Raw genomic sequence first — 20,847 nt, 5'->3', positions numbered from 1 at the left:
CACGCAGAGCGTGGGAACGATCATCGGCGGGCTGATCCAGAATTTGCGCTGCTTCGGCTGGCCTCTTCGCGAGCAGTGACCATTACGCTCAGCGTAATGATTCACCACCGCGCTTGATTGATGCCCCCATCCCACACGCCTACCTTAACTCCACGACAGCTAACCCCGTGGAGTGAGCATGACAACAACAATTTCCCCCGACTCGCGCTGGACGCGGCGGCGCGATGAGAAGCAGCGCCGCCTCGACAAGGTGCGCGGGCTGGCCGACGGTGTGGTGTTGCCCACCGACAAGATCGTCGCCGCGCTCGAAGCGCTGATCCATCCCGGCGACCGCGTGGTGCTGGAGGGCAACAACCAGAAGCAGGCGGATTTCCTTTCGCGCTCGCTGGCCAAAGCCGACCCGGAAAAACTCCACGATCTGCACATGATCATGCCCAGCGTCGGTCGCTCCGAGCACCTCGACCTGTTCGAACGCGGCATCGCCCGCAAGCTGGATTTCTCCTTCGCCGGCACCCAGAGCCTGCGCATCAGCCAGCTGCTGGAAGACGGCATGCTGGAAATCGGTGCGATCCACACTTACATCGAACTCTACGCCCGGCTGGTGGTGGATCTGATCCCCAACGTCGTGCTCTCGGCCGGGTTCATGGCCGACCGCGCCGGCAATATCTACACCGGCCCGAGCACCGAAGACACCCCGGCACTGATCGAACCGGCCGCGTTCAGCGACGGCATTGTCATCGTCCAGGTCAACCAATTGGTCGACGACGTCAGCGAGCTACCGCGCGTGGACATTCCCGCGTCGTGGGTCGATTTCGTCGTGGTCGCCGACAAGCCGTTCTACATCGAACCGCTGTTCACCCGCGACCCACGCCACATCAAACCTGTGCACGTGCTGATGGCGATGATGGCGATTCGCGGCATCTACGAAAAACACAACGTGCAGTCGCTCAACCACGGCATCGGTTTCAACACCGCCGCCATCGAGCTGATCCTGCCGACCTACGGCGAATCCCTCGGCCTCAAAGGCAAGATCTGCCGCAACTGGACGCTCAACCCGCACCCAACATTGATCCCGGCGATCGAGAGTGGTTGGGTGGAAAGCGTGCATTGCTTCGGCACCGAACTGGGCATGGAAAACTACATCGCCGCGCGCCCGGACGTGTTCTTCACCGGCCGCGACGGTTCACTGCGTTCCAACCGAATGTTCTGCCAACTCGCCGGGCAATACGCGGTGGATCTGTTTATCGGCGCGACGTTGCAGGTCGATGGCGATGGCCATTCCTCGACCGTGACCCGAGGCCGCCTCGCCGGTTTCGGCGGTGCGCCAAACATGGGCCACGACCCGCGCGGTCGGCGTCACGGCACCCCGGCGTGGCTCGATATGCGTCATGACGACTCGCAGCAACCGATGCTCGAACGCGGCAAAAAACTCGTGGTGCAAATGGTCGAGACGTTCCAGGAGGGCGGCAAACCGACCTTCGTCGAAACCCTCGACGCGGTCGAAGTGGCGAAGAAAAGCGGCATGCCGCTGGCGCCGATCATGATCTACGGTGACGACGTCACCCACCTGCTCACCGAAGAAGGCATCGCCTACCTGTACAAGGCGCGCTCGCTGGAAGAACGCCAAGCGATGATCGCAGCGGTCGCCGGCGTCACCGCCATCGGCCTGCGCCACAACCCGAAAGACACCGAACGCATGCGCCGTGAAGGCCTGATCGCCTTGCCCGAAGACCTCGGCATCCGCCGCACCGACGCCACTCGCGAACTGCTCGCGGCGAAGAGCGTGGCCGATCTGGTCGAGTGGTCCGGCGGCCTGTACAACCCGCCCGCGAAATTCAGGAGCTGGTAATGCACGCATTTAACCTGCAAGCGAAACCGCTGTCCCTGGCTGATCGATTGGCTGATCTGGCGGTGGACGCCTTGATCGACGAAGCCGATCTGTCGCCGAAACCGGCGCTGGTCGACCGTCGCGGCAGTGGCGCCCACACCGATCTGCACCTGGGCCTGATGCACGCGTCGGCGTTGTCGTTGTGGCCGGCGTTCAAGGAAATGGCTGAGACGGCGGTCGAGATCGGCGAAGTCGATTCAACGTTGCGCGAAGCGATTGGCCGCATCGGCCGTGAAGGCGAGCAAGCCATGCTCGCCACCACCAACGGTGTGAACACACATCGCGGAGCGATCTGGGCCTTGGGTCTGTTGGTGACCGCCGCTGCACTGGAGACGCAATCCTCCAGCGTCAATGCCGTCACTCTGCGCGCCGCACGCCTAGCCTTGCTGGATGACCGCTACGCACCAAAACCTTTGAGCCACGGTGCCCAAGTCGCCCTGCGTTACGGCGCACGCGGTGCTCGTGAAGAAGCGCAACTCGGCTTCCCATCGGTGTTGCAACGCGGCCTGCCACAACTCAAGCGCAGCCGCGCCAATGGCCACGGCGAGCAGAACGCCCGGCTCGACGCCTTGCTCGCAATCATGACCAATCTGGCCGACACCTGCGTGCTCTACCGCGCCGGTGAAGAGGGCCTGCACGCCATGCAGTCAGGCGCACAAGCGGTGCTCGACGCTGGCGGCAGCGCCAGCCTCAGCGGTCGCCGCCGGCTGCACGAACTGGATCAACAACTCATCGCATTGAATGCCTCGCCCGGTGGCGCCGCCGACTTGCTCGCCGCCACGCTGCTGCTCGATCGTATCGAGCACAACGGCATCCTTCAGGGAGCGTTTTGATGGAAACCCTATCGTTTGAATTCCCCGCCGGGCAGCCGCCACGCGGTCGTGCGCTGGTCGGTTGTGTTGGCTCGGGTGATCTGGAAGTGCTGATCGAACCAGGTCTGGCCGGCAAGCTGACGATCAATGTGCAGACCTCGGTCAACGGCGCGCAGCTGCGCTGGCAGCACCTGTTTGCGCGGATGTTCGACGGCACCACGCCGCCGGCGATGGCCATCGATATCCACGATTTCGGCGCGACGCCGGGGGTGGTGCGTTTGCGTCTGGAACAAGGTTTCGAGGAGATCGGCCATGACTGACAGCGCCGCGTTGCTCAACAAACACAGCTTCGTCGAACTTGGCGCGCGGCAACGGGCGAAAGCCTTGCTCGATGCCGGCAGCTTTCGCGAATTGCTCGACCCGTTTCAACGGGTGATGTCGCCGTGGCTGGAACGTCAGGGCGTGGTGCCGCAGGCCGATGACGGCGTGGTGATTGCCAAGGGCAGCCTCGACGGTTTGCCGGTGGTCATCGCTGCGATTGAAGGTGCGTTTCAGGGCGGCAGCCTCGGTGAAGTCGGCGGGGCGAAGATTGCCGGCGCGCTGGAACTGGCGGCTGAAGACAACCGCAAAGGCATTCCGACCCGCGCGGTGTTGCTGCTGGAAACCGGTGGTGTGCGTTTGCAGGAAGCCAATCTCGGGCTGGCGGCGATTGCTGATATTCATGCGGCGATTGTCGATTTGCAGCAGTACCAACCGGTGGTCGGTGTGGTGGCGGGCAGCGTTGGATGTTTCGGCGGCATGTCGATTGCTGCCGCGCTGTGCAGTTATTTGCTGGTGACTCAGGAAGCGCGCCTAGGTTTGAACGGCCCGCAGGTCATCGAACAGGAAGCGGGGATCGAAGAATATGACTCTCGCGACCGCCCCTTCATCTGGAGCCTGACCGGTGGCGAGCAGCGTTTCGCCAGTGGTCTGGTGGATCGTTATGTCGCCGATGACGTGGCGCAGATTCGTCAGCAGGTCGGTGAATTACTGCAGCAGGGTTTGCCGGCGCAGCCGCGCAGCCAGCGCGCCGAATGGTTTCTGCAGCGCCTCGGCAGTCTGAACACTGACCCGCAAATCGAACCGTCGGTGGTTCGCGATCTGTATCAAGGAGAGCGCTCATGAGCGGTTATTCACTGCGCGGTTTGAACTGGTTCAAAGCCTTGAGCGCGGGCGCTACAAGCGTTGAAGGGCTGCCGCACTCGTTGAAGGTTGCTGACGGTGAGCTGGGGCGCTTCATCGCTGTGGTCGCTGATCCGGACAATCGTTTTCCGCGTGCTCGCAAGGGCGAAGTCGGGTTGCTTGAGGGCTGGGGTCTGGCCAAGGCTGTGGATGATGCGATCAGCGCTGATCGTGACAAGGCGCAGAAGCGCCCGATCATCGCCATCGTCGATGTGCCGAGCCAGGCTTATGGTCGTCGCGAAGAAGCCCTCGGCATCCATCAGGCGCTGGCCGGTGCGGCGGACAGTTATGCCCGCGCGCGTTTGGCTGGGCATCCGGTGATTGCATTGCTGGTGGGCAAGGCTATGTCCGGGGCTTTTCTGGCGCATGGTTATCAGGCCAATCGTTTGATCGCGCTGCGCGATCCCGGCGTGATGGTGCATGCAATGGGCAAGGCGTCGGCGGCGCGGGTGACGTTGCGCAGTGTTGAGGAACTGGAGGCGCTGGCCGCCAGTGTGCCGCCGATGGCTTATGACATCGACAGTTACGCGAGCCTCGGATTGCTTTGGGAAACCCTGTCGGTTGAGCAGATTGAACAGCCGACGTCGGAGGATCTTTCGAGAGTTAACGAGTGCCTGAAGCAAGCCATCGGTGATGTCGCCAGCACTGATCTGAGCAATCGTCTCGGCGCGAAAAATCGTGCGGCCTCCAGCAAGGTTCGCGAACTGTTGAGGGCGCAGTGGTGAACACGCCTCTGGCCCACGACCTGCTCTGGGGCATGACCCCGGCGCAGTTGCCGGCGGATGCGCCGCTGTGGGCGGTCGAGTCACTGGCCGCCGGACAACCGGTGGTAGTGCGGCGGGCGTTGAGCGAGGAAGGTTACGTCGCGGTCGGCGTGCGCGGTGTATTGCGTGAGCAGCGCTTGGCAGCGGTTATGGCGGTCGATTCGATTGCCTGTCGGGTCAGCCCGGAGGCGCTGTGTCACGTCGACAGCGAGCGCGATCTGCCGGTCATGCAGGCGCTCAAACAACTGCGGCCAATGCTCGACGATTGCGGTTGGGTCTGGGGTGTCAGCGGCAGTGTCGGATTTGAATTGGCCAGTGGTTTCACCGCGATGCACGCGGCCAGCGACCTCGATTTGATTGTGCGTACACCGCAACTGATCACCCGCAATCAGGCACGCAAATTCCTCGCGATTTTCGATCAAGCCGTGTGCCGGGTCGATATGCAATTGCAGACACCGTTCGGTGCCGTGGCGCTGCGTGAATGGGCCAGCGCTTCGACGCGAGTGATGCTGAAAAATGCTCATCAAGCTTGCCTGGTGATTGATCCATGGAACCCGCAGGAGCAGGCAGCGTGAGCAGTCTGCTGGTGTTTCCCGGCCAGGGCGCGCAGCAGGCGGGAATGCTTCAGCGCTTGCCCCGCGAGACCTTGGTCGAGGCCAGCGATGTGCTTGGTGAAGCTGTTTTGCTGCTCGATTCTGCTCAAGCATTGCGCACCACAAGGGCGGTTCAACTCTGCCTGCTGATCGCTGGCGTCGCAGCTTCACGGCAATTGTTGCAGGACGGACTCACGGCGGATTACGTCGCGGGCCTGTCCATCGGTGCTTACCCGGCAGCGGTGGTCGCCGGGGCGTTGAGCTTCAGCGATGCGTTACATCTGGTCAGCCTGCGCGGTGAACTGATGCAGCAAGCTTATCCACAGGGCTACGGCATGACCGCGATCATCGGCCTGCAATTATCCACAGTCGAAACGTTGCTGGCGCAGGTACACAGCGAAGATTCGCCGGTGTATCTGGCCAACATCAACGCCGACAACCAGGTGGTGATCGCTGGCTCCGACAAGGCGATGCAAGCCGTCGCCGAACTGGCGCGCAGTCGCGGCGCCGGTCTGGCAAAACGTCTGGCGGTGAGCGTACCGTCGCACTGCCCACTGCTGGACGAACCGGCGCAAACCCTCGCCGAAGCCTTCGCCAAGGTTGAGCTGAAAACCCCGAAAATCGCTTACCTGAGCGGCAGTCGCGCACGCCCTGTGACCAAAGTAGAAGCGCTGCGCGACGACCTCGCCTTCAACATGTGTCGCGTCGTGGATTGGCGCGGCACCGTGCAAAGCGCCTACGAGCGCGGCGTGCGTTTACAGATCGAATTGCCGCCCGGCGCCGTACTGACCGGGCTGGCGCGCCGGGTGTTCGAGCAAGGCACCGTGACTGCCTTCGACAGTGCGCGTCTCGACACCCTGCAAGCGCTGTTGCGTGAGGAGGGTAGCCGCCAACTCTAAACCGCCGCGACTCAAGCTTCGAACAACAAAAACAACATTCGACGATGCACTTTGAGGACTACAACAATGATTATTTACGGTGTGGCGCTGCTCGCGATCTGTACGCTGGCAGGGGTGATCATGGGTGACATGCTCGGCGTGTTGTTGGGCGTCAAATCCAATGTCGGCGGGGTCGGCATCGCCATGATCCTGTTGATCTGCGCGCGGTTGTGGATGCAGAAGCGCGGCGGCATGACCAAGGATTGCGAGATGGGCGTCGGCTTCTGGGGCGCCATGTACATCCCGGTGGTGGTGGCGATGGCGGCGCAACAGAACGTCGTTACCGCGCTGCACGGCGGCACGGTCGCAGTGCTGGCGGCGATTGGTTCGGTGGTGGTCTGTGGTTTTACGATTGCGCTGATCAGCCGCACTCATAAGGGCGAGCCATTGCCTGACGAGCCGGCGGAAATCTCCCCGGTCGGCACGCCAGTAGGAGGCCGCTGATATGTGGGATCTCATCGAGAAAGGTCTGGAACACAACGGGCTGGTCACTGCATTTGCCTTCGTCGGCGTGATCATGTGGGTGTCGGTGATTCTGTCCAAACGCCTGACGTTCGGACGCATTCACGGCTCGGCGATTGCCATTGTCATCGGTCTGGTATTGGCGTGGGTCGGCGGCACCATGACCGGCGGGCAGAAAGGTCTGGCGGATCTGACGTTGTTCTCCGGCATCGGCCTGATGGGCGGGGCGATGCTGCGTGATTTTGCGATTGTGGCCACGGCATTTGAAGTGCAGGCGACCGAGGCGAAGAAGGCCGGGTTGATTGGTGTGATCGCCTTGCTGCTGGGCACTATCCTGCCGTTCATTGTCGGCGCGTGCATGGCCTGGGCGTTCGGTTACCGCGATGCGGTGAGCATGACCACGATTGGCGCGGGCGCGGTGACTTACATCGTCGGGCCGGTGACTGGCGCGGCGATTGGCGCGACTTCGGATGTGATGGCGCTGTCGATTGCCACCGGGTTGATCAAGGCGATTCTGGTGATGGTCGGCACGCCGGTCGCGGCGCGCTGGATGGGGTTGGATAACCCGCGTTCGGCGATGGTGTTTGGTGGTTTGGCCGGGACTGTCAGCGGCGTTACAGCTGGATTGGCGGCGACGGATCGGCGGTTGGTGCCTTATGGGGCGTTGACCGCTACTTTCCATACCGGGCTGGGGTGTTTGCTTGGGCCATCGCTGTTGTTCTTCATTGTTCGCGGGATTGTGGGCTGAGCCTCTAACTGATCGTTCCCACGCTCTGCGTGGGAATGCAGCCCGGGACGCTCTGCGTCCCAAAGCGGACGCGGAGCGTCCATTGAGGCATTCCCACGCGGAGCATGGGAACGATCATGGGGTGATCTGCCGATTGGCATACATCCGACACTCCGCCAGCAACGCCAGCAAGTTCGGATCCCTCTCCTTGGCTTTCAAAAACACTACGCCAATGTGCTGCTGCAACCGGTACTTCTCCTGCAATGGAATCAGCTTCACCCGGTTCTCATACACCGCCGCAATCCTTCCCGGCAGCAACGCATAACCCACCCCCGAGCTGACCATGCTCAACAGCGTGAAGATGTCATTCACCTGCATCGCCACCTTCGGCTCGAACCCCGCCTGCTTGAACACCCGGTTGCCGTCCTGATGCGTCGCGAAGCCTTGGGTCAAGGTGATGAAGGTTTCATCGCGCACTTCGGCCAGATCCACTTCACTGCGCTGGGCAAACTTTGAATCCGCCGGCGTGGCGAGGAAAATGTCATCGGAGAACAGGGGGATCTGTTCGCAATCCGGGTCGTTGATGCTGTCGTCCAGCGACACCAGGATCGCGTCGACTTCCATGTTCTTCAGCTTGTAGAGCAGGTCGATGTTCGAGCCGAGGATCAGGTCGATGTTGAGTTCGCTGCGGCGAATCTTCAGGCCCATGATCAGTTGCGGTACGGTTTTCACTGTCAGTGAATACAGCGAACCGAGTTTGAAGCGTTCGGCGGAGAACCCGGCCGCCTCGCGGGTCAGGCGTACGCTTTCGACGACGTCGCTGATCAGCTTCTGCGCGCGTTCTTCGAGCACATAAGCGCTTTCCAGCGGCGTCAGGTTGCGGCCTTCGTGTTTGAACAGCGGGCAACGCAGGGCGCTTTCCAGCGAATGAATGGCGCGGTGCACGCTGACGTTGCTGGTCTGCAACTCGGCCGCGGCGCGGGCGAGGTTGCCGGTGCGCATGAAAGCGAGGAACACCTCGAGTTTTTTCAGGGTCAATTCTTCGTCGATCAGCATGGCGCGGACTCTTTTTGGTATCGGCCGATTGTGCCCAATTACCACGACGTGCGCTGGTCCGTGTTGAACAGAAACATTGCGCTTTTACGCTCAAGGCCCGAGCCTTGCGCGCTGCGGTAACGAATGTGAGGTGAGCAATACATGTATCACGGAGAACGATTGAACGCCTGGACCCATTTGGTCGGGGCAGTGGCGGCTTTTGTTGGCGGCGTGTGGATGCTGGTGATCGCCTGCCTGGACGGCAGCCCGTGGAAGATTGTCAGTGTGGCGATTTACGCGTTTACCCTGATAGTGCTGTACAGCGCTTCAACCGTGTACCACAGCGTGCGCGGGCGCAAGAAAGCAATCATGAAGAAGGTCGATCACTTTTCGATCTACTTGTTGATCGCCGGCAGTTACACGCCGTTCTGCCTGGTGACCCTGCGCGGTCCGTGGGGCTGGACGCTGTTCGGGATTGTCTGGGGGCTGGCGCTGATCGGCATCCTGCAAGAGATCAAACCGCGATCGGAGGCGCGGATTCTGTCGATCGTGATTTACGCGGTGATGGGCTGGATTGTGTTGGTGGCAGTGAAGCCGTTGATTGCGGCGCTGGGTACGACCGGGTTTGCCTGGCTGGCGTCGGGCGGGGTTTTGTACACGGTGGGGATTATCTTTTTTGCCCTGGATCACCGGTTGCGGCATGCGCATGGGATCTGGCATTTGTTCGTGATTGCCGGGAGTTTGCTGCACTTTGTCGCGATTCTGTTTTATGTCCTGTAGCCCGGCTGACTGATCGTTCCCACGCTCTGCGTGGGAACGATCAGTCCGGCAAAAAGGTTTAGAAATCACCCCAAAGTTGCTGAGCCACCGCCAGCGCAACCACCGGCGCCGTCTCGGTGCGTAACACCCGCGGGCCGAGGCGGGCGGCGTGGAAACCGTTGCCTTTGGCTTGCTCGACTTCGGCGTCAGTCAGCCCACCTTCAGGCCCGATCAAGAACGCCAGCGTCGCCGGTTTGGCATGGCTCACCAACGGCTCGGCCACCGGGTGCAGCACCAGCTTCAACTCGGCTTCAGTCTGCTTGATCCAGTCCGCCAACAACACAGGTGGATGAATCACCGGCACCCGCGAACGACCGCACTGTTCACACGCACTGATCGCTACCTGACGCCAGTGCAGCAGGCGTTTGTCGGCGCGTTCGTCCTTGAGGCGGACTTCACAGCGATCACTGAAGATCGGCGTAATTTCATTCACGCCCAGCTCGGTGGCTTTCTGAATCGCCCAATCCATGCGCTCGCCTCGGGACAAGCCCTGGCCGAGGTGGATGTGCAGCGGCGATTCGACCTGACCGGCGAATTGCTCGTCGATCTGCACGGTCACGCGCTTCTTGCCGACTTCCAGCAGGGCGCCGCGAAACTCATGGCCGGAACCGTCGAACAACTGCACCGCATCGCCCTCGGCCATGCGCAGCACGCGGCTGATGTAATGCGCCTGGGCCTCCGGCAATTCGTGTTCGCCGGTGCTCAGGGGGGCGTCGATAAAGAAGCGGGACAGTCTCATTTCGGGTCTCTCAGATTAGATCGTTCCCACGCTCTGCGTGGGAATGCCTCAATGGACGCTCTGCGTCCGCTTTGGGACGCGGAGCGTCCCGGGCTGCATGCCCACGCGGAGCGTGGGAACGAGAAGTTACGGTTAGCCCGGATCGCGGAAGCCGGGGTGGAAGTCTTTTGGCACGGCCACGCTAACGCTGTCACGCGTGGCAATGTCGATGCCTTCGCTGGCGACTTCGGCGAGGAAGTCGATCTGCTCCGGGGTGATCACGTACGGCGGCAGGAAATACACCACGCTACCCAGCGGCCGCAGCAACGCGCCACGCTCCAGCGCATGCTGGAACACTTTCAAGCCGCGTCGTTCCTGCCAAGGGTAGGCCTCTTTCGTGGCCTTATCCTTGACCATCTCGATGGCCAGCACCATGCCGGTCTGACGCACTTCGGAGACGTTCGGGTGATCGACCAGATGCGCCGTCGCCGAGGCCATGCGTTGTGCCAGCGCCTTGTTGTTCTCGATCACGTTGTCGTGCTCGAAGATATCCAGCGTCGCCAGTGCCGCGGCGCAGGCCAGCGGGTTGCCGGTGTAGCTGTGCGAATGGAGGAAGGCGCGCAAGGTTGGATAGTCGTCGTAGAACGCGCTATAGACCTCGTCGGTGGTCAGGCACGCCGCCAGCGGCAGATAGCCGCCGGTCAGGGCTTTCGACAGGCAGAGGAAGTCCGGGCGAATGCCGGCCTGTTCACAGGCAAACATCGTCCCGGTGCGGCCGAAACCAACGGCAATTTCGTCGAGAATCAGGTGCACGCCGTAGCGATCGCAGGCCTCGCGCAGCAAGGTCAGATACACCGGGTGATACATGCGCATGCCGCCGGCGCCCTGAATCAACGGCTCGACGATCACTGCCGCGACGCTGTCATGATTCTCTGCCAGTGTCTGTTCCATGGCGACGAACATGTTGCGCGAGTGCTCTTCCCAGCTCATGCCTTCGGGGCGCCCGTAGCAATCCGGGCTCGGCACTTTGATGGTATCCATCAATAGCGCTTTGTATGTCTCAGTGAACAGCGGCACGTCGCCGACCGCCATCGCCGCCATGGTTTCACCGTGGTAGCTGTTGGTCAGGGTGACAAAGCGCTTCTTGTTCGGTTGACCGCGATTGAGCCAGTAGTGAAAGCTCATTTTCAGCGCGACTTCAATGCAGGACGAACCGTTATCGGCGTAGAACACCCGATTGAGGCCTTCGGGCGTCATCTTTACCAGACGCTCGGACAGCTCGATCACCGGTTGGTGACTGAAGCCGGCCAGAATTACGTGCTCCAGTTGATCGACCTGATCCTTGATGCGCTGGTTGATGCGCGGGTTGGCGTGGCCGAACACGTTGACCCACCACGAGCTGACCGCGTCGAGGTAGCGCTTGCCTTCGAAGTCTTCGAGCCAGACGCCTTCGCCGCGCTTGATCGGGATCAGCGGCAGCTGTTCGTGGTCTTTCATCTGGGTGCAGGGATGCCACAACACCGCGAGGTCGCGTTGCATCCACTGATTATTCAGGCCCATTTACAGTCTCCTCGAGGCGGCTCGCGTCAGGCGCGGGCAAACAATCGCGCAAGCCTATGCAATGCATCGCGTGGGGACAACCCATTGTGTCGATTGAGCTACTTTGTATGAGCCGATAGACGTCGCTGGCGGCGTTTTGATGGCTAACGTATTCTTCGCGGTTCTTTGGGTCGTCTGACCCGCAAAACTGCTTTTTCCTACGTGTATTTCCGGAGTTCGCTGAATGTCTGTCGGTTGGCTGCGCGCCTGTGCGCTAGTGATGTTGGGGCTGTTCAGCGTTACAGCGCTGGCCAAGGGTAAAACTGCAATCGTGATCGGCGGCGGCCTGTCGGGCCTGACTGCTGCCTACGAACTGCAAAACAAAGGCTGGCAGGTCACGCTGCTGGAAGCCAAGCCGAGCCTGGGCGGTCGCTCCGGCATGGCCACCAGCGAGTGGATCGGCAATGACAAGACCCAGCCAGTGCTGAACAAGTACGTCTCGACGTTCAAGCTGGGCACCACGCCGGCACCTGAGTTCGTGCGTACCCCGGGCTACCTGATCGACGGTGAGTATTTCTCCGCCGCCGATCTGGCGACCAAGCAACCGGCCACCGCCGATGCCTTGAAGCGCTACCAGAAAACCCTCGACGATCTGGCGCGTTCGATCGACGATCCGCAGAACCCGGCGGCGACCAACACCCTGCACACACTGGATCAGATCACCGTATCGAGCTGGCTCGATAAGCAGAATCTGCCGGCCACCGCGCGTCAGCTGATCAACCAGGACATCCGCACTCACTACGACGAGCCGTCGCGTCTGTCGCTGCTGTACTTCGCTCAGCAGAACCGCGTGTATCGCGGCATCTCCGACCGTGACCTGCGCGCTTCGCGTCTGGTCGGCGGCAGCCAGGTGCTGGCGCAAGCGTTCGTCAAACAGATCAAAACCATCAAGACCAACTCGCCGGTGTCGGCGATCAATCAGGACAAGGACGGCGTGACCGTCAAGGTCGGCAGCGTTGGCTATCAGGCTGACTACGTGGTGCTGGCCGTGCCGCTGCGTGCACTGAACAAGATTGCGTTGACGCCAGCGCTGGATGCCCAGCACATGGCTGCGATCAAAGGCACCAACTACGGCTGGCGCGACCAGATCATGCTGAAGTTCAAGACGCCCGTGTGGGAAAGCAAGGCGCGGATGTCCGGCGAGATCTACAGCAACACCGGTCTCGGCATGTTGTGGATCGAACCTGCGCTGAAGGGCGGCGCCAACGTGGTGATCAACCTGTCTGGCGACAATGCTCGCGTGATGCAGGCGTTTGGCGACAAGCAGATGGTCGATCAGGTGCTGATTCGTCTGCACGCGTTTTATCCACAGGCTCGTGGCTCGTTCACCGGTTATGAAATCCGTCGCTACAGCACCGACCCGTCGATGGGCGGCGCGTACCTGGCTTACGGCCCGGGCCAGATCAGCAAGTTCTGGCGCCTGTGGGAACGTCCGCTGCAACGCGTGACCTTCGCCGGCGAACACACCGACACCTTGTACCCGGGCACCCTGGAAGGCGCACTGCGCACCGGCCAGCGTGCGGCCAGTCAGGTTGAAGACCTGGCGGCGGGCAAATCGTTTGAACCGGCGAAAGTGGTGCCGGCTGCAGCAGCGGCAGGCGCGGCGGGTGCCGTGGCGGCGAAGAAGGGCAACTTCTTCACTAATCTGTTCGGCGGTTCGGATGACGAGAAGAAGCCTGAGCCAGTAAAAGCACCAGAGCCGACTCCAGCTCCAGCGCCTGCGCCAACCCCGGCACCTGCGCCAGCTCCGGTGGAAGCGCCGAAACCTGCTACCCCGGTGAAAGCTGAACCGGCGAAGAAAGCCGCGGCCAAGCCTGCGGCGAAGAAGCCTGCGGCTAAAACTGAGGCGAAAAAGCCCGCGGCGAAACCGGCAGCGAAGAAGGCTGAGCCGGCGAAGAAGCCAGCGGCCAAGCCGGCAGCAACGACCGAGACCAAGGCGCAGTAATCCTTGCGGTGAATGAAGAAGCGCGGCTTTTATGCCGCGCTTTTTTTTGCCTGTAAGACCGCTATCGCGAGCAGGCTCACTCCTACAAGGGATCGCATTTCTGCAGTTGGAATACGGCCAACTGTAGGAGTGAGCCTGCTCGCGATAGGGCCAGCTCTGCCAACAAAAATCCATTGCTTAGAAACAACATCCCGCCACACTTTTCCCTTTAATCTTTCCTTAACACGCCACTTACAGACTCTTGATCGTATTTCTCGATATTTCAAAGCGAAATTTTCCGCTTTAATTCGATAGATAACTCGCTAGTCTTGGTTCGCAGTTCTCACAGGATTTGGGCAATGCAGCTACGTAACTCTTCTTCGCGCTATGGTTGGGTCAGCATCTTCATGCACTGGGGCGTGGCGCTGGTGGTCTTCGGGCTGTTCGCGCTGGGCCTGTGGATGGTTGGGCTGGATTACTACAGCAGTTGGCGCAAAGAAGCGCCGGATCTGCACAAGAGCATCGGTCTGGTGCTGCTGGCTGTGATGGTGTTGCGAGTGTTGTGGCGCTTTATCAGCCCACCGCCGCCGACGCTGCAAAGCTACAGTCGGATGACCCGTATCGGCGCCAAGTTCGGCCACGGGTTTCTGTATCTGGCGTTGTTCGCTGTGATGCTTGCCGGTTACCTGATTTCCACCGCAGACGGTGTCGGGATCCCGGTGTTTGGCCTGTTCGAAGTTCCTGCACTGGTTTCCGGGCTACCGGATCAGGCAGATACCGCTGGGGTGATTCATCTGTGGCTCGCGTGGGCACTGGTAATTTTTTCCGGTCTCCATGCGTTGGCAGCATTGAAGCACCACTTTATCGATCGTGATGCGACCCTGACACGAATGCTCGGTCGCAAAGCCTGAAATTCAACCTCGACTCAAAGGAAAAGAAAGCATGTTGAAAAAGACTCTGGCCGCTCTGGCAATCGGTTCTGCACTGCTCTCGGCTCAGGCCATGGCAGCGGACTACAAAATCGACAAGGAAGGTCAGCACGCCTTCGTTGACTGGAAAATCAGCCACCTGGGCTACAGCTTCATCCACGGTACTTTCAAGGATTTCGACGGTACGTTCTCGTGGGATTCGGCCAAGCCTGAAGCCAGCAAGATCTCGGTTGATGTGAAAACCGCCAGCCTGTGGTCGAACCACGCTGAGCGTGACAAGCACATCGCCAGCAAAGACTTCCTCGACGTTGGCAAGTTTGCTGATGCCAAGTTCGTCTCCACCGCCGTTAAATCGACCGGCGAAAAAACTGCTGACGTGACCGGCGACCTGACCCTGCACGGCGTGACCAAGCCTGTGACCTTCAAGGCCACTTTCAACGGCGAAGGCAAGGATCCATGGGGCGGCGAGCGCGCTGGCTTCAACGCCAAGACCACCCTCAACCTGAACGATTTCGGGATCAAGGGCCCAGGTCCTACCTCGCAAACTGCGGATCTGGACATCTCGCTGGAAGGCGTGAAAGTTAAATAACTTTCCCCCGCCACACAAAAACGCCCCCGGTCGCAAGGCCGGGGGCGTTTTTTATTGCTCGTCACACACACATCCCCTGTGGGAGCGAGCCTGCTCGCGAAGGCGGCGGGTCAGTCAGCAATGATGTTGGCTGAATGACCGCTTTCGCGAGCAGGCTGGCTCCTACAGGGGATGTGCGGTGATTCAGGGGGATTTGTGGCGCCATAAAAAATGCCCCGGCTCTTGCGAGTCGGGGCATTTTTCATTGCAGCGTCAAATCAGCGATTGCGGGTCAGCAGCGCTGGTTTTTCGCCACGCGGGCGGCTTGGCAGTTGATCGAGCTGCTCAGGCGTCGGGAAGCGGTCGGCTTTCGATTCCTTGTGCATGATCTTCGGGCCATTGCTGCTGCGCGGGTTCTGCACGGCAGGTTCGCTGCGTGGCTGATCGTCGCGGGCTGGACGGCGGTTGCGCGAGGACGAAGCGTCGTCGCGACGAGCCGGCTGACCATCACGCGGTGCGCCGTTACGCGGGCCGCTGCGTTTGCCCGGTGGGGTGCCGGTGCTCGAACCGTTGCTGTTGCGCGGGCCGTTCTGACGACCTTGCGACTGACCGCCGCGTGGTGCGCCCGAACCTGCGCCAGCACCTTGAGCCGGTGCGCCTGGACGACGACCACGGCCGCCGGCTGGGGCTGGCTTTGGCACGTAGTCAACGCGGTTACCGAAGTTATCGATATCGTCGTCGAGGAATTCGTCCGGTGCGCGATCGGCTGCAGCACGCGGCGGCTGGCTCGGACGCTGTTCACGGCTCGGAGTGCCTTCGCGCGGTTTTTGCTGACGGGCAGGGCGCTCGCCACGTTCACCGGCCGGCTTCTCTTTGCCCTTGTCCTTGCCTTTGTCTTTACGACCGCCGCCACCGCCGCCGCCATTCGGGCCGTCGCCGCGTGGGCCACGTGGATTGCGCGGGTTGCGCACGTCCGGACGCTCACGCACTTCCGGCTTCTCGGCTTCGATGGTGCTCGAATCGAAGCCCATCAGGTCGCCGTCGGCGATTTTCTGCTTGGTCATGCGTTCGATGCTTTTCAGCAGTTTTTCTTCGTCCGGCGCGACCAGCGAAATCGCCTCGCCCGAACGACCGGCACGGCCAGTACGGCCGATACGGTGGACGTAATCTTCATCGACGTTCGGCAGTTCGAAGTTGACCACGTGTGGCAACTGATCGATGTCCAGACCGCGAGCGGCGATGTCGGTGGCGACCAGGATGCGTACCTGGTTGGCCTTGAAGTCGGCCAGCGCTTTGGTGCGCGCGTTCTGGCTCTTGTTACCGTGGATGGCCACAGCCGGCAGGCCATGCTTGTCCAGGTATTCGGCCAGACGGTTGGCACCGTGCTTGGTGCGGGTAAAGACCAGCACCTGTTCCCACGCGCCGGCGGTGATCAAGTGAGCCAGCAGCGCACGTTTGTGGCTGGCCGGCAGACGGAAGACGCGTTGTTCGATGCGCTCGACCGTGGTGTTCGGCGGCGTCACTTCGATGCGTTCCGGGTTGTGCAGCAACTTGCCGGCGAGGTCGGTGATGTCCTTGGAGAACGTCGCCGAGAACAGCAGGTTCTGACGCTTGGACGGCAGGCGCGCGAGAACTTTCTTCACGTCGTGCACGAAACCCATGTCGAGCATGCGGTCGGCTTCGTCGAGGACGAGGATTTCCACGTGGGACAGGTCAACGCTGCCCTGGCCGCAGAGGTCGAGCAAACGACCCGGGCAAGCGACGAGCACGTCAACGCCGCGGGACATGGCTTGAACCTGTGGGTTCATGCCGACGCCGCCGAAGATGCAGGCACTGACGAATTTCAGGTCACGGGCGTAGATCTTGAAGCTCTCGTGTACCTGGGCCGCGAGTTCGCGGGTCGGGGTCAGGACCAGTACGCGCGGTTGGCGCGGGCCGTGACGCTGGGATTTGTCCGGGTGACCGTTGGGGAACAACCGCTCCAGAATTGGAAGGGCGAAACCGCCGGTTTTACCGGTACCTGTCTGAGCCGCCACCATCAGGTCGCGACCTTGCAACACGGCGGGAATGGCCCGCTGTTGCACCGGAGTAGGCTCGGTATAGCCCGCATCTTCGATGGCGCGGACTAAAGCCTCGGAGAGACCGAGGGAAGCAAAGGACATGAGTAATCCTGTTTTAGTTAGGGCTTGGCCCAATGGGAGTCTTGCCTGGCGCGAATGGCGTTTAAGAGGACGCAATCCCGTCCGGTCCTGCTGCGGTTCCGAAGGCGCGTCTGGAGCGCTCGCGCGGGCTGAAAGCTGCGCTGTAGCGGGTCGAGAGGCCTGTTACGGTTCCGGGCGTCCGGGCGTGAGCCTGGCGGGAACGCCGGAGTATAACAGAGCAATCACTGCGCGCTGCTTTCCTGCTGCTCAACGGTTTTGCCGTTGGCAGTCGCCGAATCCATCGAGGGGCCACTGTCCGGAGCAGCGCCGTAGCGTGCGCTGAGCTCGGCATACGCCGGTTCGCGCTTGAAACGCTTGAGTTCGGCACCGAAACGCTGCACCAGCAAATCCATCCCGGCATTGCGCCGAACCGCTAAAAACTGGCTCTGGCGGCTAATAACCGTGGGGTTTTCGCTGATTTGATCGCGGATATTCAACTCATCCAGCAAATGCTGACCGACACGGCGATCGGTGATCAGCAAATCAATCCGGCCGCGCACCAGTTTGCCGAAGTTGGCTTCATGGGTAGGTGCCGGTTCGCGGGTGAACAACGTCGACTCGCGGAAGTCCGGACTGTATAGATAGCCCGGCGAAGTGCCGATGGTCAGGCCTTTGAGTTCTTCGAGTCTGGTAAACGGGTGCGGTCGATCGTTGGCGTAGAACATCACGAACTCTACGTCCGACAGCGGTTCGCTCGGGTAGAGCAGGGTGGCGTCGCGCTCAGCGCTGTGAAAGATATCCAGCGCACCATCGGCCTGACCGGTTTCGAGCATCGACAGGCAGCGCTTCCATGGCAAAAACTGCCAATCGACCTCAATGCCCAGGCGTTTGAAGACGATCGCGGTGGTTTCGTAGTCGAGGCCAAGGTTCTTGCCGCCGTCTTCATACACGTATGGCGCCCATGGCTCGGTGACAATACGCAGCTTCTCGCCTTGAGCGGCAAAGCTCAGGCAAGCAAAAACCAGCACGGCGAATAACTGTGTGATCAAAGGCATGGCTTGAGATTACGACGAGAAACGCGAAAGAGCCAGAAAGTGCCTGAACAAGCTCTGTTTCGGGCATTTAAAAGCAAAAGATCGCAGCCTTCGGCAGCTCCTACACGGGTGATTAATACCAGTGTAGGAGCTGCCGAAGGCTGCGATCTTTTGATCTTGCTTGTAGCTTTCAGCTTGAAGCTTGTAGCTGCTTCAACGCGGCAACTTCAGGTTATTCCAGATCGCCAGACTCGGCTCAGCCTGGTTCATGGAATAGAAGTGCAGCCCCGGCGCGCCGCCCTGCAACAGGCGTTCGCACATCTCGCTGACGACTTCTTCACCAAAGCGCTGAATGCTTTGGGCGTCATCGCCGTAGGCTTCCAGTTGCTTGCGGATCCAGCGCGGGATTTCCGCACCGCAGGCATCGGAGAAACGCGCGAGTTTGCTGTAGTTGGTGATCGGCATGATGCCCGGGACGATCGGTAGATCGACACCCTGCGCCTGCAAACGGTCGACAAAGTAGAAGTAGCTGTCGGCGTTGAAGAAATACTGGGTGATTGCACTGTCGGCGCCGGCGCGGGCCTTGCGCACGAAGTTGGCCAGATCGTCTTCGTAGTTGCGTGCTTGCGGATGCATCTCCGGGTAAGCAGCCACTTCGATGTGGAAATGATCGCCGGTTTCTTCACGAATGAATTCAACCAGTTCATTGGCGTGACGCAGCTCACCGCTGGTCATGCCCATGCCGGACGGCAGGTCACCGCGCAGGGCGACGATGCGCTTGATGCCGGCAGCCTTGTACTCGTTCAGCAGGCCGCGCAGGTCGTCCTTGCTGTCGCCGACGCACGACAGGTGCGGTGCGGCCGGTACTTTGACTTCGCTTTCCAGTTGCAGAACGGTGTTGAGGGTACGATCACGGGTCGAACCACCAGCGCCATAGGTGCAGGAAAAGAAGTCGGGGTTGTAAGTGGCCAACTGACGGGCAGTGGCGAGCAGTTTTTCATGCCCAGCATCGGTCTTGGTCGGGAAGAACTCGAAGCTGTAGCGACGGTCTTGAGACATCGGAGGGGACCTCCAGCCACAAGCTACAAGCTACAAGCTGCAAGAGCAGCGGAGGTGCGCTGATCTCTTGTGCTAGTAGCCTGTAGCCTGACGCTGTTTTGAAATGATGGCAGAGCCTCAGGCTTCGCACGGCAAGTCTGGCTTTTGACCTCGCTTGCCACTTGAAGCTGGAAACTCGCAGCTGCTCTTAACTTAGTAGCGGTAAGCGTGCGGCTTGAACGGGCCTTCGACGGTCACGCCGATGTAGTCAGCCTGTTGCTTGGTCAGTTGCGTGACCACGCCACCGAAGCCGCGAACCATTTCCAGGGCCACTTCTTCGTCGAGTTTCTTCGGCAGTACTTCAACGGTCAGGCGCTCGGCTTTCTGGGCTGGCGACAGGTCGGCGTACTTCTGGTCGAACAGGAAGATCTGCGCCAGCACCTGGTTGGCGAACGAGCCGTCCATGATGCGGCTTGGGTGACCAGTGGCGTTACCCAGGTTCACCAGACGGCCTTCGGCCAGCAGGATCAGGTAGTCATCGTTCTGCGCGTCGAAAGCGCCCGGGCCGGTACGGTGGATCTTGTGTACTTGTGGCTTCACTTCTTCCCATGCCCAGTTCTTGCGCATGAAAGCGGTGTCGATTTCGTTGTCGAAGTGACCGATGTTGCAGACCACAGCGCGCTTCTTCAGGGCTTTGAGCATGTTCGAGTCGCAAACATTGACGTTACCAGTGGTGGTCACGATCAGGTCGATCTTGCCCAGCAGCGCTTTGTCGATGCTTGCTTCGGTGCCGTTGTTGATACCGTCGATGAACGGCGAAACCAGTTCAAAACCATCCATGCACGCTTGCATGGCGCAGATCGGGTCAACTTCGGAAACCTTGACGATCATGCCTTCCTGACGCAGGGACTGAGCCGAACCCTTGCCCACGTCACCGTAACCGATGACCAGCGCTTGCTTGCCGGACAGCAGGTGGTCGGTACCACGCTTGATCGCGTCGTTCAGGCTGTGACGGCAGCCGTACTTGTTGTCGTTCTTGGACTTGGTCACCGAGTCGTTGACGTTGATGGCCGGGATTTTCAGCTCGCCCTTGGCCAGCATGTCCAGCAGGCGGTGTACGCCAGTGGTGGTTTCTTCGGTCACGCCGTGAACGCGATCCAGTACTTGTGGGTACTTGTCGTGCAGCAGCTGAGTCAGGTCGCCGCCGTCGTCGAGGATCATGTTGGCGTCCCATGGCGCGCCATCCTTCAGGATGGTTTGTTCCAGGCACCACTCGTACTCTTCTTCAGTTTCGCCTTTCCAGGCGAAAACCGGGATGCCGGCAGCAGCGATAGCGGCAGCGGCCTGATCCTGAGTGGAGAAAATGTTGCAGGACGACCAGCGCACTTCGGCACCCAGGGCAACCAGGGTTTCGATCAGCACGGCAGTCTGAATGGTCATGTGGATGCAGCCGAGGATCTTGGCGCCTTTCAACGGCTGTTCGCCGGAGTACTTGCGACGCAGACCCATCAGGGCTGGCATTTCCGATTCGGCGATGATGGTTTCGCGACGACCCCAAGCAGCCAGGGACATGTCGGCGACTTTGTAGTCGTTAAAATCTGCAGGCGTGTTGACAGCGCTCATGAAGAGCCTCCATT

The 20,847-nt window shown here is 60.7% G+C and carries 20 protein-coding genes; 13 read left to right on the top strand and 7 right to left on the bottom strand.

Going from position 1 to position 20,847, the window contains the following annotated elements; translation table 11 throughout:
* The first annotated feature begins 178 nt into the window (after positions 1 to 178).
* The 9 genes from mdcA to madM all read left to right on the top strand — a co-directional run bounded on the left by mdcA (position 179) and on the right by madM (position 7,426).
* Positions 179 to 1,849 (top strand): malonate decarboxylase subunit alpha, encoded by a 1,671-nt coding sequence (gene mdcA / locus ACQ4OE_RS06615; RefSeq protein WP_430946159.1) that lies wholly within the window; start codon positions 179 to 181, stop codon positions 1,847 to 1,849.
* Positions 1,849 to 2,721 (top strand): triphosphoribosyl-dephospho-CoA synthase, encoded by an 873-nt coding sequence (locus tag ACQ4OE_RS06610; protein ID WP_430946158.1) that lies wholly within the window; start codon positions 1,849 to 1,851, stop codon positions 2,719 to 2,721. The genes mdcA and ACQ4OE_RS06610 overlap by 1 nt, the downstream gene beginning before the upstream one ends.
* Complete coding sequence (locus ACQ4OE_RS06605; RefSeq protein WP_007913697.1) at positions 2,721 to 3,020, top strand: malonate decarboxylase subunit delta; 300 nt, start codon at positions 2,721 to 2,723, stop codon at positions 3,018 to 3,020. Before ACQ4OE_RS06610 ends, ACQ4OE_RS06605 begins: the two co-directional genes overlap by 1 nt.
* Positions 3,013 to 3,864, top strand: a complete 852-nt coding sequence (locus tag ACQ4OE_RS06600; RefSeq protein WP_430946157.1) for a biotin-independent malonate decarboxylase subunit beta — start codon at positions 3,013 to 3,015, stop codon at positions 3,862 to 3,864. Before ACQ4OE_RS06605 ends, ACQ4OE_RS06600 begins: the two co-directional genes overlap by 8 nt.
* Positions 3,861 to 4,646: a biotin-independent malonate decarboxylase subunit gamma gene (gene mdcE, locus ACQ4OE_RS06595; RefSeq protein ID WP_430946156.1), complete on the top strand. Its 786-nt coding sequence runs from the start codon at positions 3,861 to 3,863 to the stop codon at positions 4,644 to 4,646. Before ACQ4OE_RS06600 ends, mdcE begins: the two co-directional genes overlap by 4 nt.
* Entirely contained in the window at positions 4,640 to 5,260 is a 621-nt protein-coding gene (locus tag ACQ4OE_RS06590; protein WP_430946155.1) for a malonate decarboxylase holo-ACP synthase, read from the top strand. Before mdcE ends, ACQ4OE_RS06590 begins: the two co-directional genes overlap by 7 nt.
* Positions 5,257 to 6,177, top strand: a complete 921-nt coding sequence (mdcH, locus tag ACQ4OE_RS06585; RefSeq protein WP_430946154.1) for a malonate decarboxylase subunit epsilon — start codon at positions 5,257 to 5,259, stop codon at positions 6,175 to 6,177. Before ACQ4OE_RS06590 ends, mdcH begins: the two co-directional genes overlap by 4 nt.
* Positions 6,178 to 6,243: 66 nt before the next feature.
* The gene (gene madL, locus ACQ4OE_RS06580; protein WP_430946153.1) at positions 6,244 to 6,660 is read left to right on the top strand and encodes a malonate transporter subunit MadL; all 417 of its coding nucleotides are present in this window, start codon (positions 6,244 to 6,246) and stop codon (positions 6,658 to 6,660) included.
* Position 6,661: 1 nt separating this feature from the next.
* Positions 6,662 to 7,426 (top strand): malonate transporter subunit MadM, encoded by a 765-nt coding sequence (gene madM, locus ACQ4OE_RS06575; RefSeq protein ID WP_095049482.1) that lies wholly within the window; start codon positions 6,662 to 6,664, stop codon positions 7,424 to 7,426.
* A 114-nt stretch (positions 7,427 to 7,540) separates the two neighbouring features.
* Here madM and ACQ4OE_RS06570 read toward each other — a convergent pair whose 3' ends face one another.
* Positions 7,541 to 8,461, bottom strand: coding sequence for a LysR family transcriptional regulator (locus tag ACQ4OE_RS06570; protein WP_122594701.1), 921 nt, complete (start codon positions 8,459 to 8,461; stop codon positions 7,541 to 7,543).
* Between the two features lie 141 nt (positions 8,462 to 8,602).
* Between ACQ4OE_RS06570 and trhA the strand changes: the two genes are divergently transcribed.
* Complete coding sequence (trhA, locus tag ACQ4OE_RS06565) at positions 8,603 to 9,220, top strand: PAQR family membrane homeostasis protein TrhA (RefSeq protein ID WP_122594702.1); 618 nt, start codon at positions 8,603 to 8,605, stop codon at positions 9,218 to 9,220.
* A 58-nt stretch (positions 9,221 to 9,278) separates the two neighbouring features.
* On the opposite strand, the gene ACQ4OE_RS06560 is transcribed toward trhA, so the two are convergent.
* Complete coding sequence (locus tag ACQ4OE_RS06560; RefSeq protein ID WP_007913710.1) at positions 9,279 to 9,998, bottom strand: 16S rRNA (uracil(1498)-N(3))-methyltransferase; 720 nt, start codon at positions 9,996 to 9,998, stop codon at positions 9,279 to 9,281.
* 132 nt (positions 9,999 to 10,130) lie between these two features.
* Positions 10,131 to 11,537, bottom strand: a complete 1,407-nt coding sequence (locus tag ACQ4OE_RS06555; RefSeq protein ID WP_430946152.1) for an adenosylmethionine--8-amino-7-oxononanoate transaminase — start codon at positions 11,535 to 11,537, stop codon at positions 10,131 to 10,133.
* A gap of 223 nt (positions 11,538 to 11,760) precedes the next feature.
* Here ACQ4OE_RS06555 and ACQ4OE_RS06550 point away from each other — a divergent pair, with 223 nt between their 5' ends.
* From ACQ4OE_RS06550 to ACQ4OE_RS06540, 3 genes are all read left to right on the top strand, one after another.
* Positions 11,761 to 13,521 (top strand): flavin monoamine oxidase family protein, encoded by a 1,761-nt coding sequence (locus ACQ4OE_RS06550; RefSeq protein WP_430946151.1) that lies wholly within the window; start codon positions 11,761 to 11,763, stop codon positions 13,519 to 13,521.
* Positions 13,522 to 13,859: 338 nt separating this feature from the next.
* Positions 13,860 to 14,411, top strand: coding sequence for a cytochrome b (locus tag ACQ4OE_RS06545; protein ID WP_007913713.1), 552 nt, complete (start codon positions 13,860 to 13,862; stop codon positions 14,409 to 14,411).
* Positions 14,412 to 14,442: 31 nt separating this feature from the next.
* The gene (locus ACQ4OE_RS06540) at positions 14,443 to 15,018 is read left to right on the top strand and encodes a YceI family protein (protein ID WP_007913714.1); all 576 of its coding nucleotides are present in this window, start codon (positions 14,443 to 14,445) and stop codon (positions 15,016 to 15,018) included.
* Positions 15,019 to 15,275: 257 nt separating this feature from the next.
* Here ACQ4OE_RS06540 and ACQ4OE_RS06535 read toward each other — a convergent pair whose 3' ends face one another.
* The 4 genes from ACQ4OE_RS06535 to ahcY all read right to left on the bottom strand — a co-directional run bounded on the left by ACQ4OE_RS06535 (position 15,276) and on the right by ahcY (position 20,833).
* Positions 15,276 to 17,159 (bottom strand): DEAD/DEAH box helicase, encoded by a 1,884-nt coding sequence (locus ACQ4OE_RS06535; RefSeq protein WP_430946150.1) that lies wholly within the window; start codon positions 17,157 to 17,159, stop codon positions 15,276 to 15,278.
* Positions 17,160 to 17,380: 221 nt separating this feature from the next.
* Positions 17,381 to 18,193 carry a substrate-binding periplasmic protein gene (locus ACQ4OE_RS06530; protein WP_430946149.1) on the bottom strand — a complete coding sequence of 271 codons (813 nt, stop codon included), beginning with the start codon at positions 18,191 to 18,193 and terminating at the stop codon, positions 17,381 to 17,383.
* 192 nt (positions 18,194 to 18,385) lie between these two features.
* Positions 18,386 to 19,231 (bottom strand): methylenetetrahydrofolate reductase [NAD(P)H], encoded by an 846-nt coding sequence (metF, locus tag ACQ4OE_RS06525; RefSeq protein WP_122594708.1) that lies wholly within the window; start codon positions 19,229 to 19,231, stop codon positions 18,386 to 18,388.
* A 192-nt stretch (positions 19,232 to 19,423) separates the two neighbouring features.
* Positions 19,424 to 20,833, bottom strand: a complete 1,410-nt coding sequence (ahcY, locus tag ACQ4OE_RS06520) for an adenosylhomocysteinase (RefSeq protein ID WP_430946148.1) — start codon at positions 20,831 to 20,833, stop codon at positions 19,424 to 19,426.
* Between the last annotated feature and the right edge of the window lie 14 nt (positions 20,834 to 20,847).

This window comes from Pseudomonas sp. WC2, assembly GCF_050586545.1.
Classification (GTDB): Bacteria; Pseudomonadota; Gammaproteobacteria; order Pseudomonadales; family Pseudomonadaceae; genus Aquipseudomonas.
This window is presented reverse-complemented; position numbering and strand designations above follow the sequence as displayed.